Genomic DNA, 17,176 nt, shown 5'->3' on the forward strand with positions numbered 1-17,176 from the left:
ACTCATGTAGCTGAACTAATGCTTTGACTCCAGAGAGACTCGTTAATAAAGTAACTAACTACAGGGGATGGCTGTGCCATGGCTATTGGCGTCACAAATCCCCAGTATATTTAGCGGACAGATCAGTGAGTCGATTAAACAAGCTTAGAAAGAGTGGCTCACGAAGTACCAAAATCTATCTTTCATGGAGACACAAAAGCTTATGCTCTAAGTAACCAATTAGTTAGCAATACGTAACGCGCAGAAGTATCTCATGAATCTCAACCACTTGCTTATAGCCATGGAAGGGGACAGGGAGCTAGGCCAATCAATAAGCCGCTGCTTTGATAGCTTGAAGGTGAACCATATTTTCAAGCACTCATCACGAGCACATGCTTTCAGTTAACAAGAAAGGGGACATATAAAGGTAGTAGTGAGCTGCAGGTCAGTTTTGATTAGCTATATTGTCTCGACTATCCATTACTACTGGTCGATACTGTAGTGTGGGTACTAATCACTAGTTCATTCTATTGCACAGTTAAGATAGGCAGCTAATTGTTGTTCTGAATGCTAATGGCGGTCAATATAGTGGGCTACAGCCGGAAATGTTGCCTTGATAGCGTAGTGCTAGATGAAAATTGTAGACACAATAAGAGTGTATTATGATTAATCAGTTGTGATGGTGTCTTGGTAAAAGCAAGCAGGGGAAAGATCACGAGGGTCTGAATGACGCTTCACTAAGACAATTCCATGCTGATTATCTATGGCTGTGGTTGGTTCCAATAGCAAAAGACAATATAAATATATAAGCCATTAGCTTAGGACTAATGTCTTTTAGTGTCATAAGTGAAGCGCTAAGAAATCTATTTCTACTAGAGAAGAAAAGTTTGCATTCAAAGTGAATGCTGACACCTGCAATCCCGGAGGATTGCAAGTGTCTACGAATATCCATATGTTTGTTTTTGATTAACTTATGCCAAAGCATGTGAAAGAAGACATAAGTGAGTCTGAGCGTACGACTAAATCTTCGCCGTCGTCAGACTATGCTTTCCAAGCATAATTAGGCACCAAACACAGGAATTTGTAAGAGCTTTCGCTACTTTCAAATACAGTCGGTCAACTTTTTAGTTGATCAGGCACCTAATCCTCGGTTTGTTTGATTGTTACATTTAACTTAGTCTAACAGAACAAGTATGCTCACCTTGCTAAGCTAAACTTTGTTAGATTGACCACGTGCCTTAGAAAACTAAGGAGTTAGTCAGCAATCAAGCAACTAAGACTCTGTGTAAGCACAAAGACTGTCACTCTTTGGAACTCCCTTTGCCTATTTAGAAAATACTAAAGGTGGTTTACTAGTATGTAAGATAACACCCGTTAAAGAGTGCCTTCCATACATCGTCAACCACAGCAAAGTTTTCTTACGAAAAGAAGAGGTGTTCCTGTGTAAGTACTATTGTAGCCAAGCGCGAAATTTATTCAATCAGATTTACACAAAGTATAAAATTCTATGTGTTTAAATTTAAATACTTTGTGCGCAAGTTGGTTAGTGGACAATCGTGATCCCATAAATATGCGGATCTTGTAAACAGCATTTTTTACATATCTAGGTGATAAACATTATCGTTTAACATGTTCTTAACAGAACGCACAAAACATGTGCACGTTATACGTAGTTGGTGGACTTTTCAATGAAGCAAAATAGGGGATAAGATCCGATTTCTATCACACTAATCTAGAGATAAAGTTTAGAAAGAGTAGTTTTTGGTCAAATAAAAGACTTGCACTAACAAGGTGAGATCATGATCACATTCAAGCTTTGGCTTTATATAGAAAACCTTGATAAATGTGATTTATATCAGCGACTCACGCTTTTATTACTTAGTCAATCAATTTCTAGATAAAAATAGATCTACAATGCATTTTTATCGACACTACACACATTACTATCTGTATCTAAGATCTACTGACACAAAGTATTTATAGCCACTTACAACCCCAGTTCATGGCCATGAGTGAGTGTGAAACGTTACAAATCGATCACTGACAACACAAGCTTGAATGACTTTACAATCTCAATTAACACCACTTGCAGCCATCATTTATACATTCATTAGCGCTTGCTTTGATTGAGCTCGTCGACCATTTAACTACGCGCCTTAAAAAGCACCATAAGCCAAAGCTTCAAACCGACATTGACCGCAGCGCAAACAAGCCTTTAGCCTCACCACTGTAGCTTGGCAATCACCAACTATACAGACAACATTCATTTAGTAATTTCAGTTAGCCAATATGATGGCCTAATCCTACAGCCAAATAACCATGGAGTAGCTGCATCGCATCACATAGCATTGCACTCCACTGCATTGATTGCCATGGGCATGGGCATGGGCTGCTACCTCAAGTAGATAGAGTTAATGAGCCTATTGTCTTGCCTTACTTAGTTTAGAAATCCACATGGCTGTTAGCAGTAGTGGTTCATGAGAGCTGCAATTGTAGCAAGTCGACGATTGAAACAAGGTAGGCTTGGTGGCTTACAGGCTAGGTATGACTGCATCATGGCCAATTGTTTATAGGCTCAGTCTCTACGAAAGAAGCAATGTGACCATATGTAACATCAAGATCGTTGCACTAGAGCTTGGAAGCATATACTTGAGCATATGTATTGAAGTGCCTATGCCTGGCATGCCGATGCTCTGTAATTACTGATATCTGCTATCTATGGCTTAGCATCCCACTACTTCATGTCATGCTACCTCTAAGTGCTAAGCTTCTTGAGGTGCCTGATGGCCAGTGAAGGATGAGGAGTGTAGGCTAATCTTTAAAAAGCTTTGGTCGGTGCTGTTGAGAGTTAAGCGGAATGTCATTAGGTATAGGATACTGCATCAGCCTAAATCGTGTACGTCCATAGCTTATGCATGTACTTTAGTCATAGATGAGCCATGCTAAGTCATACCATTAATGCAGCGCTGTGTGGATAAGACCGTGATGAGCGGGTATGGTTGCTGGCTAAATGCATGATTAGAGGGTATCGAGGATAGGGTGTAAGCCCCAGAGCAATTCACAGTCAATATATGGGGCTAGGTAGTGATGTTGGATTGCAGGGTTATTTGCTTGCTCTAAAAGATCTTGGGAAGCGGTTCACTAGTTGGCTGTAGAACTCAATACTGCAGTGATTTGTAACGTAGTCAGGATTCTTTGAATCGATCTCTAAGATCTGTGGGGGACCAATATCTCCCTGGTACTCAGTGTAATCAACTAAATAGAAGTAGTGGCCATCGATCTTACCGATGTATTTGATGATCACATCGTCAGGTGATACTTGTTGCAGCTTCTCGCGGTATTCCTGAATCTTTCCCATGTACATGCATCCTTCTAAATAAACATGACCTTTCTCGATTGTAGCAAAGTACATTGCTCATAAGTACTCTGTTCAGGAGAGCCCGATCTCACATTCAAAAGTTGCTCAGCTATGGGTGTTCTATAGGCAGCATTCTTAGAGTGCAGCTCACACTGAGCAGCTAGTGAAGCACTCTGTTGCTATTTCAGTTTGATCAGCATAAGTGTTGCTGAGGAGTCATAAGCTAGTGTTATGAAGTTCACCTGTGTCTATCTACTCGATCGAGTCGATGCATGCCTTGCTAGAAGTAGTGCTGAATAACAGTATCAACGTATACGCTATGGATTGTAGGCTTTGGAGTCTGTCCTTGTTGTGGTCTGCTGCATAAATTAGTAAACAAGGGACATAGCTACACTGTCTGTTAGTTGGTGGTTGTGATAAATAAGCATTTTTTGGCGTGCCTAGATACGCTAAGAAAAGTCTAAGGATGGTCGGGTATGATCTATTCGTGCTCGAGTACGGTAGATACTTATGTGGCTGCGGATAGCCGAGTATGGAATGTGGTTCTCGCCTATGAAAAGCAGAATTAGGCTTAAGCAGTGAACATTGTTTGGTGTGGATTTGCACCCCAGATGGAGCAATTAACATGGATAGTGCGTTTTGCTCCGTTTATGTGAAAAGTTGACCTTGTCACTTTGCTAAGCGGGTGGTTCTGACAGCTAGGGTTTGTAAAGGCAATTTTAGTGGGTATAACGGTCTGATTTAGGACTATTAAGAATGCGACAAATTGGCCGTTTCATATGCTCTTACCACAAAGTATATGTCAATTTCTATAGTGTAGGATCTATTTTGACAAAGCATATTACACATAATGTTTAGCAGCATTTCCCTAGATACTATTTATATGGGAGATAGAGGCAATGATTCTTGGGTGCCTGAGTAATGTGATCTAAATCACATTACATTAAATTTCCCTTGTTTGGTTAGCGCTGCTGATGCAAATTGATAAACCGTATCAATTTTTGTCAACCAATCAGAGATCTGTAACTAGGACATAGAACTCACAAAATAGCCTAAATATCGCGATCTTTGCGACTTTGATTACTTGACATATGTTGTCGTAAGCGTAAACTAATTGCATAAAAGCCAACAAATTAGAAATGTTTCACGGCGTCCTTTGACTGCAATAACTGTCGTTTTTTGCAGTCCAGCTATTCCCATAAAAATGGGAGATATTTAGGTTTGATAGCCAACTTTTTGCAGTCGAATAATGTAAAGTTTAAGATTGTTAATCTATGCAAAATCTAACGTTTCTGTGCGAAAGTTGCTTGCAATTGAATATGCGTTCATGCATAATGACCATACTCCTTATGTTTGTTTGATTGTTACCCCTCGAGTCGTTCATGCGGCTCGGGGGTTTTTAATTTCTAGGCCTTTAAAAGCCTCACAAACAAGCCATTTATTACCAATCTTCTAAATCTCCTAAGCCTCTCTTAATCACTGTTCCACAGCCATTACCTAAGCAGCCAGTCTGAATTTTCCACCATCAATCACCAGTTTTCTTGCGTGTGGCCATCTGATGGTCATAACTTGGGGTTGTATCTAACGAGCCATACTAACAGCCCATAATTTGATTACGTCATTACTCTTTACGTTTAGCTAAATAGTCTCAACGCCTTACTTGAGTTATGGGGATGGGCTTAATCTCGTCTTTCAACATTTTAGTCAGGGTACGGCACACTCTGAGCGTGCCTGTGGTTCTGAGCGAAATACATATAATTGCCGCCACCGCTATGAGTATTTAGCCAAGGACCATCGTCGAGCGTACTTGCTGTATGAGTAGTGCTGCTTAGATTAAAGGGCGGCATGAACGGCAGCTTGGCAGGGCCTGGGTATTTGGTTTTGCAATTGGCCTGGCAGGGCCTGGGGATGTTGGGTTAGCGGCGAGCTTGGCAGGGCCAGGGTGTTTGGGAGTGCAATTGGGCGGCTGTGCTTGACTGAAGATTGTGATATTGCTAATTTCCAACAAACTTTCGTTTGGTATACTTATAAATGGGTAAGTACAGCTGCGTGTTTCTTTGATCTAAGTGGCTGTGGTTCTTATTTGATAAGATCATGCCCATAGGATTTTTCCGTCAATAACATGCTGATCTAATCTCAAGCTAGCTAAGTGTGGCCTTGTGTGGGCGTGCAGAACTTTCGCTTTTGCCTCCTTGCGCTAGCGCCTTTGGTTTGCGCTTGCTCTTGCCTTTCGTGCTTTGCTAGCTTTGCTTTGGTGGTCGGTATGTGGCGGTGGCTTGCTGTTGTTATTTTATGGAGTGCGGCTGCTTTATTGACGGTGTTGAGGGGTAAGTTTGTGAATTACGGTGATTCTATGCAAAACGCATCAACTGAAAAAACTTGTACTAATAGCAAAAGTCTCAAGAAATACCTTGCTGCAGGTGTGTTCTGTCTAGCAGCGCCTTTTGCCTTAAGTGGCTGTGGTGCCGTGCTCTTAGCTGGTGCCGCTGCTGGTGGTACTGCAGCTGTTCAGTCTGATGAGCGTAATGTTTACTCTATGGCATATGATGAGGCCATTGAGCAAAACTCTTATAAGATCATGAAGACCAATACTCTCCTCACTAAGCCTGAGGACTTCCGTGTTTCTGTAACATCCTTTAACGGTAATGTGCTCATCACTGGTCAGACCATTAACAAAGACTACCTTAAGTGGTGCGTAAAGCAGATCGAGAAGCTCGAGCACGTACGTCAGGTCTATAACTATGCAACATTGCAAAAGCCAGTACCTGCATCAGTTATCTCATCTGACTCTTACATTACCTCCAAGATTAAGGCTCAGTTACTCTTTGGTAAGGACATTAACTCCAACCGCTTCAAGGTCGTAACTGAGAACGGTAATGTCTACCTCATGGGTATTGTTACTAAGGACGAGTCTAAGCGTGCTATTAATACTGTGCTTGGCATCAGCGGTGTGCGTAAGGTCTATCACATCTTCGACTACATGGAGAAGAAGATCTACAAGGGCAATGAAGGCCGCAACAACGATCGTTACAGCGTAACCCCAGAAAAGGGCTCAAAGTCTACCTATGTAGCTCCACAACGTAATTCCTCATACGTCCCACCAGTACAAAATCAGCAAAACGGTGGCGCTTACATCGTTGAGGATGCCCCAATGGACAACGGCCCATCTTCTTTATTAGCTCCATCTGACAACTACTAAGACAAGAGTAGGCTTACTCTATTCTCATCAGATGCTCTATGGTAGTTAGCCTGCAAGCTGCTACTAAACGAGAGCAATATCAATAACTAAGGCTCATCACCGATGGGCCTTATTTATAACTGCTCATGGTAAAGCAAGAGCTTTGTGTCCTTAGAGTGTGCTCTGCCTTTGGGCTATGCTGCAGCAAAGTCTGCCTGATTAGTAACTTGGGCTCTTGAGTTGCTTTTGATGCACGGCTAATCAAGCTGATTTGGGTTGATGGTAGGGTGATCCTGCTCTGCAGTAGTGAATATTCTTTACTCAAAATTACTCTTGGCTCTTTTGATGACAGTTGAGTAGGGCGAGTGCTCGTTTTTTGCGTAGACGGCGGCGTTCTGGTTTTATTGAGCAGAATTTTTGGGGCTTGATTGCATGTTAGCAATGCAAATCGTGCATTGCGGCGATGCAAATAAGGCTAAACAGTTAAATTGCGTATACGTAAACGTATAGAGCGTGTTAAACTTATTTGTATGTACTATTATGTACTGCATTTGGCGCAACCTATATCATAGGCTTAAAGCTTGCATATGATGTAGTGCTCTTTTGTTTGGCATATGCTTGATTTGAGCTGATACTTTGCTGCATTGTTGATTTAGGCAGTTGCTTTAGTATGTGCTTGGGCGTGCCATCATCAATTGGCATGGGGCGCTAGCTTTTGTGTGGCTGTTGCTTTGTTGTGCTAGCAAAGATGCTTAGGCTCTTGCTGCTATGCTGATGTCAAATGTGCTCTTTTGACTGCTTAAGTGGGCGTGCTGCCTTGTATAAGCTTGGTAGTCTTACAGTTTCATTGTGCATTTCGTGCACGTATTGTTTATCTGTCACTTTCCTGTGCACCTGTTGTTGCATACATAAAGTGAGCTTGTGCTCTTGCGTGTATGTAATAAATAAGCTTCAGGGATTGGCGCAATCTTGATCGACGAATATTATGGCTCGTGATAACGCTTTCTATATTATCGATGTTTATGTGCCTAACCCAGGGGAGCCAGAGAGTGCTTTAGAGCTTACCATTCTTCGCTATACAAACTCTAGCGATCTTCCTAGTGTGTATGTGCACACTTATCTGCAGATTCAACCTGCCTTATTAAACCGCATCCGTTGGAATCAGGCTGCTGAGCATGGTCTTGATCGAGACATGTTCATTAATAACAATATGCCTACCTTAACCGACATTGAGGTGCGTGATTATCTCAAAGACAAGACAGTACTGTGCTTTTGCGAAAACATCGAGCCAGTTCAGACCTTAGTTGCCAATTCTTTTGAGTGCTATAGCATCGTAAGCATGTGGCGTGATGTCTTTGCTGGCGATGAAGCTGCGATGTCGATTAATACAGTTGAAGGCATGCTTGACTATATGGGTCTACCATCTCGAGATCCATCTAATACACGCTATACATATTTAATGAAGCGTGCCCGTGCCTATATGGCTATTCGCCATTATCTGTTCAACTGTAAATACCACCATGTACGTCCAAGCTATGGCGATAACTCTTTATCGCAAAGTGATTATTGGCCGCTTAAGAGCGTACAACTGCCATGGTATTCTGGTGAGCCAAGATCTTTAAGTGAGATTCCAACTGAGTCGATTCAGGCATATTTCTCTAATCGTCTTATTGACTACATTCCTTGGAAGACTCACTGCATTTATGAGTATGATTGGACCTTTGGTCGTGAAGTACGTCCTGAGGTACGCATTAATAAGCAAGACCGTATGATGGATTTCATCTTCAACAAGGTCTTCAATCTTAAAACTCGTATTCAAGTACTGACCTTCTATAGTCTGTACCATAAGCAAACTGACTATGCTCGTGAAGTAGCTATGCATCATGGCAGCTACAACACCATGCGCGTGGCGATCAAAGAGGACTTCTCGGCCTTCGTGATCTCTCACTTAGACGACTTCCTCTCGGCTAGACAGAAGCATGACATCATCAAGGCCTTAGTAGAGCAATGCTTAAATGCTAAGGATGAAGCTAAGAACGTAGAAAACGACTTAGACTTCGACAAGATGTATAAAAATGCCAGCGAGAACAATCTCAAGTTCAAAGTTGAGCGCATTGATGATGCTAATAGCTTCCGTTGGTACAAAGAGATCGCAGCTGAGGACGATATCATCTATCGTTGCTTCATCATTAAAGGTGACAAGGAGCAACAGGCTCTGTGTATCGACCTTATCAATGACAAGCTGCGTGAGCTCTTAACTGATGCGCATGATCCATTCTCTCCAACTTGGCTTACTCAAGAGCTAAAGTTATGGATCTCCTCGATCACTGGCTTTGCTTGGCAAGAGATTGCACGTGATCCACGACCAAGCGACTCAACCTCTTTAAGTGAGGTACGTCAGACTATTCGCACCATCATCAAAGAGGCTAGTGCTCCGTACTGTAAGACATATGCCTCATACTTTAAGAGTGCAGTTAATGGCATTAATGAGCTTGGTGAGGATGAAAGCCGTGTCTTTGCTTTCTGCTTTATGGGTATTATCCACCGCTTTGAAGTAGATAAGAGCGAAGAGAGCATTGGCATGTGGGGCAAGATCCGCAAGGTGCTCTTTGGCAAGGACGACTAACGATCCCATTGAGCAGCCAACACCAAAGCATAAATCCCATCAGCAACAGCTCTATCTAATACCCACAGAGTCACTAGAGCTGCGCTTTATGCAAGTCCCCTCACATACAGCTACAAACTGAGACTGCCATTCTGGCATAGCCACTTGCGTAAACAAGCAGCCAGACAAAATCAGCAGGTGTAGTGGCTCATGAGTCATAGCTTTGCTGCTAGTTGACGATTACATCGATTGTTAGCAAGCACCACCAGATAATGCTGTCCAAATGCTCAAGATATGTACAAAAGCTTTGAGAATCTTACAACTGTTAATTGCTCTAACCTTAGTTGCCTGCATAAGCACAGCTGCAGCATCGAGGGCAGCATGCTCAAATGACACACATTGTGGCTGCCTAATTCAAAGAGATGGCATGGCCTCCTATGTGCAGGCTGATGCATAGACCTGCATATGAGTCTGATGCATTTGCTTTTGCCGTCGGTGTGGCTGAAGTTGGTCTTAAGTTAAGCTCATTAGCTCTTGGCTTATGGCCGTTATAGCTTAGTCAAAGACTATTCTCATCCCTCATCGTGCAAGTCAACACGACTCAACTTAGCAAGCTGTAAGCAAGCTATTGGTCATAGGCTGCATACTGCAGGGAAGCTCATGGAGCGTCTGGCACTTAAGTGCGGTGCTAGGCGAGATTGCTCATCACACGGGTCAAGGCTATCAATGTGGTGGAGCCTTACTCCTAGTGAGAGAAATGCTTGGTTAATTTGGCTGTATGCATAAGATAGTGTAGAGTAGGCATGACAGTTAATGCTTAAGGCTAGTTGTGGTGAGTTTGCTGCAGATTAGCGTGGTGATTAGATAATTATGGTGTAGGCAATACTATGGTTAAAGATGATGCTCTGATTCCTTTTGGCAAGATGCCTGAGAGTCGTACTCATATGCCTCTACCAGTATCTTTAGAAAGCATTCCAGCAGGCTTTCCGGCCCCAAACGGTGGCTATATTGATGGCGAGCTTGATGTTAATGAGTTCTTAGTAACTCATCCTTCCTCAACCTACATCTATCGTGTCTCTGGTGATTCCATGATTGAAGCGGGCATTATGTCAGGCGACTTTGTGCTCGTAGACTCAGGCATGACTCCTGAGAACGAAGATACTGTAGTTGCCATGGTAGATGGCGAGTACACTGTTAAAAAGCTCATCTTAAAACCAAAGCCACAGCTCGTGCCTTGCAATGCAGACTATTCCCCGATTGAAATCGGCGAGTTTACCGAAGTCACCATCATTGGCCCCGTCATCTCAGTCATCCGCAAGTACCGCTAGATAGCAAGCAAGCAAGCGAGGTACGACTTCACCTTGCCTTGCAATCTGCCATGCTCTCACTGCGGTTTTGGCCACACTGCCGCATGAGTAAGTTCTAAGCTTATAGAGCCTCGATTAGCATCTGGTATTAGCTGGAGTCGTGAGCAGGAGTCCTCATTTGTAATGGCTATGCTGTTTGCAGCAAAAGCATACTTATCAAGCTCCATGCTACTTGATAACGTCATTTGTCTCTATGCACGATAGGCTCTGCGTAGAGGCACGTATCACTTTGGATGCCATTCAACCACAGCAGCCACTACCAACAAAGCTGCAGCAGTTATTTGCGCAGCAAGTGCCACGGCTATTGCCATAAATAGCCACACAAAAGCGGTGATTTGAAAATGATAGGCTTGCACAGTAGAACAACTGTACTGAGCCTAGCCCATCATGCCAAAGCGACGTACATTGCTCGAGGTGTAGTAATCGCACTACAGACGTCACCATTGTTACTCAGTGAAGATCTTAACCAGGCTGCAGGCATCTGTTTAGCTAAGCAAAACAGTGGGAGTTTTGGTCAAGGTATCTAAGACAAGCCTGGTCTTAGAGCATGCAAGTGCGAAGGAGAGCACTCAGCTTGCAAGTAAGTAAGCGCTTAACATGGGAGCAATTAAAAGTAGGTATGCAAGCTCTGCTGTGCATCATGCACATTGGTAGTTTCATACAGAAAATTCGGTCTGGCTTTGCTAATAAAAGGCTCTTGGGCTTTAGGCTAGCCTGTTAGTTGTTTATTAGTCATCTGAGAGAGTTTCGGCCAAGGCAAATAGCTATGGGGCTGCTAAGTGCTGTGCAGCAATAGGAATTACTTTTGCTGCGCTTAAGGTTGCGTGAGTGACCTCATGTTGATGTGCAGCTGAAGAGATTAGCTCTGGCTTGATGTTTTGTGGTTATTTGGGGATGTTGTGAGCGTGGTGAGGTTTGAAAAATATAAAACATAAAATAGGATATTCTGCGTTCTATTGGGCTGTGTTAAGATACAGGGCATTGTGTCGTTTTGTGAGGTGACTTCATGCCTGCTAAAAAGAAAGCTCATACCTGTATGGCTGCAAATATCTCTTTAACTGAGCTGGAGTTATCAAGGCTTCATGAAATGGCCTCGACCTGGGGTGTAACACCATCACGTATGGTGGCGATGCTCGTCAATCAGGTCTATGAGAGTAAGGCTTTCTTAAATGGCTATGAGTCATTAAGCGATAAAGAGCGTAAGGCTCTTTTAGAGCGTCGTGCGCATTTGCAAAATATTAAGCAGGTTAGATCTGAGGCAGCTCGCAAGCGTAGCTATGATCGCCGTCAGGGTGTTAATCGTGGCCTTACCAATATGATGGTGGTATGTGCTCCTAAGCGTGATGAGCTTAGTAAGACGAGTGGTATTAGCATTCCTGGAGTATTTTGCGAGAAATTAGGAGAGGTATGGTTAGTACCATATGGCATGCTTAAGTACATCTCATCTGTAGAGATCATGTCTTATCCATGCTATGAGTCGGTACAGGCGTATTTTGCTGATCAGCGTATTCCTAAGTCTCAAGTGCAGAACTTCATTGCCAAAAACCATAATTATAAGATTGAGTCTGAAGGCGAGCTCAATGCCATCAAACAGCTCTATCAAGAGTATGGGCAGGAGCTACCAGAGCTTACTTTAGGCCCCAAGCTGCAGCTTGGGCTCAATCGTCGTGCTATTGATGACTTTATGCGTGAGCATGCCCATGAGAGTAATTTGTACTTAGAGATCATGTCTGAGGTAGCTAAGGGCGATTACTCACGTTTAAATGAGCTCCCAGAAGCACTGCGTCCAACTGATGAGAGTATTGAGGCTAATAACTTCTTCAAAGTTGATCCTGCTAGCTATGCAGCCTTAGTTGACAGCACCATCAAAAAGAACCGCAGCAAGCTTACTAATGTCAAGCTTAATAGCAGCAACCATGAGTTAGATGCGGCTGTTAATGAAGTTCTCTTAGATGCAGAGACTAAAGAGAATCTTAATGCCTCTTTAAGTGACCGTATTGCCTCATTTAATGAGCTCTTAAAAACAAAAGCTCAGCTTTTAGATCGCTTTAATGCCCAAGACGATGGCCAGGATTTGTCAAATGAGTCCCAAGAGACTCGTACTCTGGCTCCAAACTTCTTCGCTAATAACTTTGCCATTAATGGCAGCTCCTTTACAGAGCGTAACTATCAGACCAGCTCAACCACATCTAGCTCCAATGACTATGACGACAATACATACCAAGGCTATAGCAGTGCAGATAGCAGCTCTCTAAGCTCTACCAATAGTGCAGGTGATACTACAGTTGGCCGCTTCGGTCACAATGAGGCTAACTATGCAGCTGCAGCAGTTGAGCATGGATCTCAACCCTTAGCTCACTTAGCTAACTCTGAGGGCATGTCAGGTACTGAGGCTATGGGTAGTACATCTCACATGGCAGGCGCTGCACCGGCATCAGTCGATGTTACAGCTGCAGGCGCAGCTGAACATGCAAGAGAGCAATCACCACGCTCTAAAGCTGAAGAGATTATTGAACGCCTCAATCTGCGATCCTTAGGCTTAGATGAGGTAACTATTAGCGGTATTGTGGCAGCGCATTTACAAGATGAATCTGATGCAGCTTCAGCTCAATCTGCTAGCTCCGATGAAGCTAATGCATCACAAGACCCAGGTGATCAGCTAAGCTCAGTTAAGAAAAAGCTCAAGCTCGATCGCAGCAGCCAGGACAAGGCCTTAGATCCTGATGATGAAGACGCTGATGATATCGATAAGCTTATCTATCGTGGTCCTTGTCCAAATTACTCAGCTAAGCCACGAAAGACTAAGATCTCCAAGCGTCTTGACCCCAATGCCAAGCCAAAACGCACCTCTAAAAAGACCAAGGAGCTTGACGCTCTCATTACTGAGTAGGCGTGTACTCACAGCAAGTTAAGCTACAGAGTACAAATGCTTAGCAATTGAAGATGGCTACGCCTTAGATGCTGATAATTGCTCTTATCTAGCCGTGTCTAAGTCAGATGAGCATGCATTTGAAGCATTGAGATTACGTGATGAGGCGTGGCTAAGTGCAAAGTCTTATTGTGCGAGCAAATACAATCGTATGGATGTTTGATTAACGTTAGCTATGTGGCTCGCATCTAAAAGCATGGTCGTTGCGCTTAAATGTAAAGCTGTACTGCCGCATTGACTGAAAGCTGAGCCAAGAGAGTAGGCTAGGTAGTTCTTGGTCATACGTGCATAGCCATAAGAGAGTGCTACCTCTAATACATGGGAAAAATTGAGTATAGGCCTTGGTAGCTTTGGGTGGTCTGTCCAAATGCTAAAATAGCCACAGTCGGGTGAGTAGGCAGAAGTTAGCAAGCAGGACGAGTAAGTAGTGTCGAAGGTAAGGTTTTGAGCGAATTTGCGTTGAAACGTTGCTAAGTGATGCATGGAACTTTGTCCAAGAGCTGTTTTATAGCGCTTGCGATAGCAACATTTGGATTGGGATTTGAAGAGCTGATTAATTTCTTTGCCTGGAGTGTGAGATCGTGGCACTTAATTATGGGCAGTGGCTCTAAATTATGATGTAAATGACGGCGGATGATGGAACTTAGTGGCCGGTTCTTGGCGTTATAGAGCAATTTACAGCACAGTTTTGAGACAAGGTTGGGCTTTTTGACTATGTCTTATCAAATGTGTAATAGTCTATGGTACATTGCTTTTAAGCTTGTAAGGCATTGTGCGCGAAGATCTTGCCTCTTGTAGAGAGATTATTTTTGCTCAGATCAGTGCACAGCCTTTAAAGAGCACCGCGCTAGGTGCTAAAATACAAACCTAAGACACCGCTTTACTGAATGAAATCAGCGACTCCTTGTTACTGTAGATAGGAGCCCCGTAGCGGTGCCGGGCTTTAGTTGCGGCAACTACCGATTTTTATAGGAGTTTCTTGATGATTGGTATTGTAGTAGTTTCACACAGCAGCAAGGTTGCTGAGGGCATCTGTGACATGGTTAAGCAGATTAGCAGCCGTGACGGTGCTGAGATGCCGATCTACCCTGCTGGCGGTAACGCTCAAGGCGGTTTAGGCACTGACCCTCAGAAGGTTCTCGATGCTATTAAGCTTGCAGATCAGGGCGAGGGCGTAGTAGTTTTAGCTGACTTAGGTTCAGGCGTTATCAGCTCACAAGCAGCTATCGCAATGCTTGAGGAGCCACTACGTTCACGCGTTAAGATCGCTGATGCTCCTATCTTAGAAGGCGCTGTAGGCGCAGGCGTTGAAGCAGCTGCAGACGGCGAGTCTACCTTAGAACTCGTTATCTCCACTGCTGAAGGTGCACGTCAGCTTCATAAGAAGTAATTTGAGTTTATAAACTCATACTTCACAAAACCCGCTTTCTTAACTGACAGCGGGTTTTTTGTTATATGCAGCACCATTTGTCTCACTCAGACAAAAAGCTATGGCCATTAGAATAAGGCCACTTAGCACGCTTGCTGTAGTAGCTTGCTCAGTATGTGCCATCATGCAAGTTCATGGGGCAGATGAATGTGCATATCAAGCCCACACATTTATAGACTCTATCAAGGGTTATAGTTTTGCCTAGACAGTCACAACATACTACTGGCACTGCAACCTTAGTCTTAGTGGGAAGTAAGCGGGTCTTGATGAAATACGGCTAGTCAAAGTGCTGCACTAATGCCTGTAAGTGTAGAGTAGCCGCCTTTTTGTAGAAGGAATTGGATATGAAGAAGAAAGTAGCTTTTGTGTGCGTACATAATTCTTGTCGCAGTCAAATCGCTGAGGCATTTGGCAAAATGCTCGCTGCCGATGTGTTTGAAAGCTATTCAGCAGGTACTGAAACTAAACCTGCTATTAACCAAGATGCTGTACGCTTGATGAAGAGTTTATATGGTATAGACATGGAAAAGACTCAGTACAGCAAGCTACTTGATGATATTCCTGCAGTGGATATAGTGATCACCATGGGCTGCAATGTACAGTGCCCACATCTGCCTTGTGAGCATCGAGAAGACTGGGGCCTTGATGATCCAACTGGTATGTCTGATGAGGTATATGAGCAGACTATCGAGGCGATTAAGGTAAAGGTCTTAGAACTTAAGCAAAGGCTTGAGGCAAACAAGTAAGACAAGAACGCGGCCAAGCAAGAGGGCAATATCTGAATGCCTCACTATGGCCGCTGCAGTCACATCAAATAGTAAGCTTTCTAGCTTTGCAAGGTTTATTGCTCTGCTCGGTGCTTGCACTCGCCTTTACGCACTTCACGAATGACCTTGCATGGATTGCCAACTGCCACCACATTTGCAGGGATGTCTTTAACTACCACTGAGCCGGCTCCAATAATACTGTTGTCGCCAATGGTGACGCCAGGGCACACAGTGACATTGGCTCCTAACCATACGTTTTTGCCAATAGTTACAGGCTTATTGAATTGGTAGCCAAGGGCTCTAAGCTCAGGATCTTCTGGATGGCTTGCAGTGGCAATGACGCAGCGTGGCCCGATCATAGTATTGTCACCAATAGTGATGAAGGTATCGTCAACGAAGCAAGCATCGTAGTTAACGTAGACATTGTTGCCTAGAATTAGGTGATTGCAGCCAAAGTTTGAGCGCATAGGAGCCTCAATAAAGCAGCCCTCACCAATAGACCAGCACATCTTACGTAATAGCTCTTCACGATAGTCTACAGCATCGTATGGTGATGCATTAAAGTCGTTAATGTACTTAAGGCAGCTACGCTGAGCATCAAAGAGATCAGGATCGTTTGGACCATAGACCTCGCCATTATGCAGGTATGGAAATAGTGTCTTGGTATCTAAAAACATTTAAAGCACCTTATATCAGTAATTCATCACGCAGGGTAAGGCATGGTTGCTCAATTAAGCCGTCGATGCCTGAAAATCAAGTCAAAACCGACCAGCTAAACCGCAGCATCATCAGCAAAACCGAACATACCATTCAAGTTACAAGCTCAAGTCACGTAAGCAAGATAAGGCAGCGCATAAACATGGCCTGCTATGTACAGCAGGTAGCAAAGCTATCTTGCAGTTGCTGCAGTTAGATGTGCCCATATTGCATCCTAGCAAGTAAGCAGCATAGCTATTCAAGCCTATGCAGTGCAGTCTATCAAAGTTAGTCACAGCAAGTGCTATCTATGCACTCAGACATAGGCTGTCCCATCTTAGCAAGCAGAGCAGGATATAGATGGTATGGGTCATGAGCTCATTAAGTATGCAACAGGAGTACTGCTGAAAAGTACACAATCTGGCACTCAATATACAGCCAAATGACCTTTTAAAATTTAAAGATGGTGTGACTTGGGCTTAGTAAAGTGCTGCTAAAGAAATAACGTGTCATAAGCTTTGAGCAAAAGATAATATAGGCAACTGCAGTAGTACAAGGCATCAAAGCGCATATAAACGCATCAGCAAAGAGGCATATGCACCAATAAGTACAAGCTACTATACACATGCTTGAGCGGCCAACGGTGCATGACTAAGTCTTAGCTAATTGTTTAGGACTAGTATGTATTCATAACAACAGGACATTGCACATGGGTATGGCCGCTGTAAGACGATTGAGAGAGTCGCAAGTACGTAGTCATACTCGTGGGTTCTAAACGAATTTAAGCCAAGCTCTTAGCAGGTACATATTTATGCTGAAATTGAGCAAGGCTTGGTCTAAGGAGCAATTAACAGTTTTGAAAAATATA

General features: G+C 43.4%; 8 protein-coding genes. 6 read left to right on the forward strand and 2 right to left on the reverse strand.

Annotation, left to right across the window (positions count from 1 at the left end; genetic code table 11):
• Positions 1-3,082: 3,082 nt before the first annotated feature.
• Positions 3,083-3,337, reverse strand: a complete 255-nt coding sequence (locus RDO37_RS03405) for a hypothetical protein (RefSeq protein WP_308498112.1) — start codon at positions 3,335-3,337, stop codon at positions 3,083-3,085.
• 2,335 nt (positions 3,338-5,672) lie between these two features.
• Here RDO37_RS03405 and RDO37_RS03410 point away from each other — a divergent pair.
• The 6 genes from RDO37_RS03410 (at position 5,673) to RDO37_RS03435 (ending at position 15,591) form a co-directional block, all read left to right on the forward strand.
• Positions 5,673-6,536: a BON domain-containing protein gene (locus RDO37_RS03410; protein WP_308498113.1), complete on the forward strand. Its 864-nt coding sequence runs from the start codon at positions 5,673-5,675 to the stop codon at positions 6,534-6,536.
• A gap of 964 nt (positions 6,537-7,500) precedes the next feature.
• On the forward strand, positions 7,501-9,141 hold the full coding sequence (locus tag RDO37_RS03415; RefSeq protein WP_308498114.1) for a hypothetical protein: 1,641 nt from the start codon (positions 7,501-7,503) through the stop codon (positions 9,139-9,141).
• 866 nt (positions 9,142-10,007) lie between these two features.
• The gene (gene umuD / locus RDO37_RS03420; RefSeq protein ID WP_052338840.1) at positions 10,008-10,448 is read left to right on the forward strand and encodes a translesion error-prone DNA polymerase V autoproteolytic subunit; all 441 of its coding nucleotides are present in this window, start codon (positions 10,008-10,010) and stop codon (positions 10,446-10,448) included.
• A gap of 1,045 nt (positions 10,449-11,493) precedes the next feature.
• On the forward strand, positions 11,494-13,377 hold the full coding sequence (locus tag RDO37_RS03425) for a hypothetical protein (RefSeq protein ID WP_308498115.1): 1,884 nt from the start codon (positions 11,494-11,496) through the stop codon (positions 13,375-13,377).
• Between the two features lie 1,021 nt (positions 13,378-14,398).
• Complete coding sequence (gene dhaM, locus RDO37_RS03430) at positions 14,399-14,806, forward strand: dihydroxyacetone kinase phosphoryl donor subunit DhaM (protein WP_027939002.1); 408 nt, start codon at positions 14,399-14,401, stop codon at positions 14,804-14,806.
• A 383-nt stretch (positions 14,807-15,189) separates the two neighbouring features.
• A complete protein-coding gene (locus RDO37_RS03435) occupies positions 15,190-15,591 on the forward strand; it encodes an arsenate reductase ArsC (RefSeq protein ID WP_308498116.1) in 402 nt (133 codons plus the stop codon).
• 95 nt (positions 15,592-15,686) lie between these two features.
• Here RDO37_RS03435 and RDO37_RS03440 read toward each other — a convergent pair whose 3' ends face one another.
• The gene (locus RDO37_RS03440) at positions 15,687-16,289 is read right to left on the reverse strand and encodes a sugar O-acetyltransferase (RefSeq protein ID WP_308498117.1); all 603 of its coding nucleotides are present in this window, start codon (positions 16,287-16,289) and stop codon (positions 15,687-15,689) included.
• Between the last annotated feature and the right edge of the window lie 887 nt (positions 16,290-17,176).

Origin of the sequence: uncultured Anaerobiospirillum sp., assembly GCF_902485895.1 — a bacterium.
Classification (GTDB): domain Bacteria; phylum Pseudomonadota; class Gammaproteobacteria; order Enterobacterales; family Succinivibrionaceae; genus Anaerobiospirillum; species Anaerobiospirillum succiniciproducens.

What these genes read in the sequence shown, in the direction of transcription:
- dhaM (WP_027939002.1), top strand. Translation starts at nt 14,399, where the DNA reads ATGATTGGTATTGTAGTAGTTTCACACAGCAGCAAGGTTGCTGAGGGC.
- RDO37_RS03415 (WP_308498114.1), top strand. Translation starts at nt 7,501, where the DNA reads ATGGCTCGTGATAACGCTTTCTATATTATCGATGTTTATGTGCCTAAC.
- RDO37_RS03435 (WP_308498116.1), top strand. Translation starts at nt 15,190, where the DNA reads ATGAAGAAGAAAGTAGCTTTTGTGTGCGTACATAATTCTTGTCGCAGT.
- RDO37_RS03425 (WP_308498115.1), top strand. Translation starts at nt 11,494, where the DNA reads ATGCCTGCTAAAAAGAAAGCTCATACCTGTATGGCTGCAAATATCTCT.
- umuD (WP_052338840.1), top strand. Translation starts at nt 10,008, where the DNA reads ATGGTTAAAGATGATGCTCTGATTCCTTTTGGCAAGATGCCTGAGAGT.
- RDO37_RS03405 (WP_308498112.1), bottom strand. Translation starts at nt 3,337, where the DNA reads ATGGGAAAGATTCAGGAATACCGCGAGAAGCTGCAACAAGTATCACCT.
- RDO37_RS03440 (WP_308498117.1), bottom strand. Translation starts at nt 16,289, where the DNA reads ATGTTTTTAGATACCAAGACACTATTTCCATACCTGCATAATGGCGAG.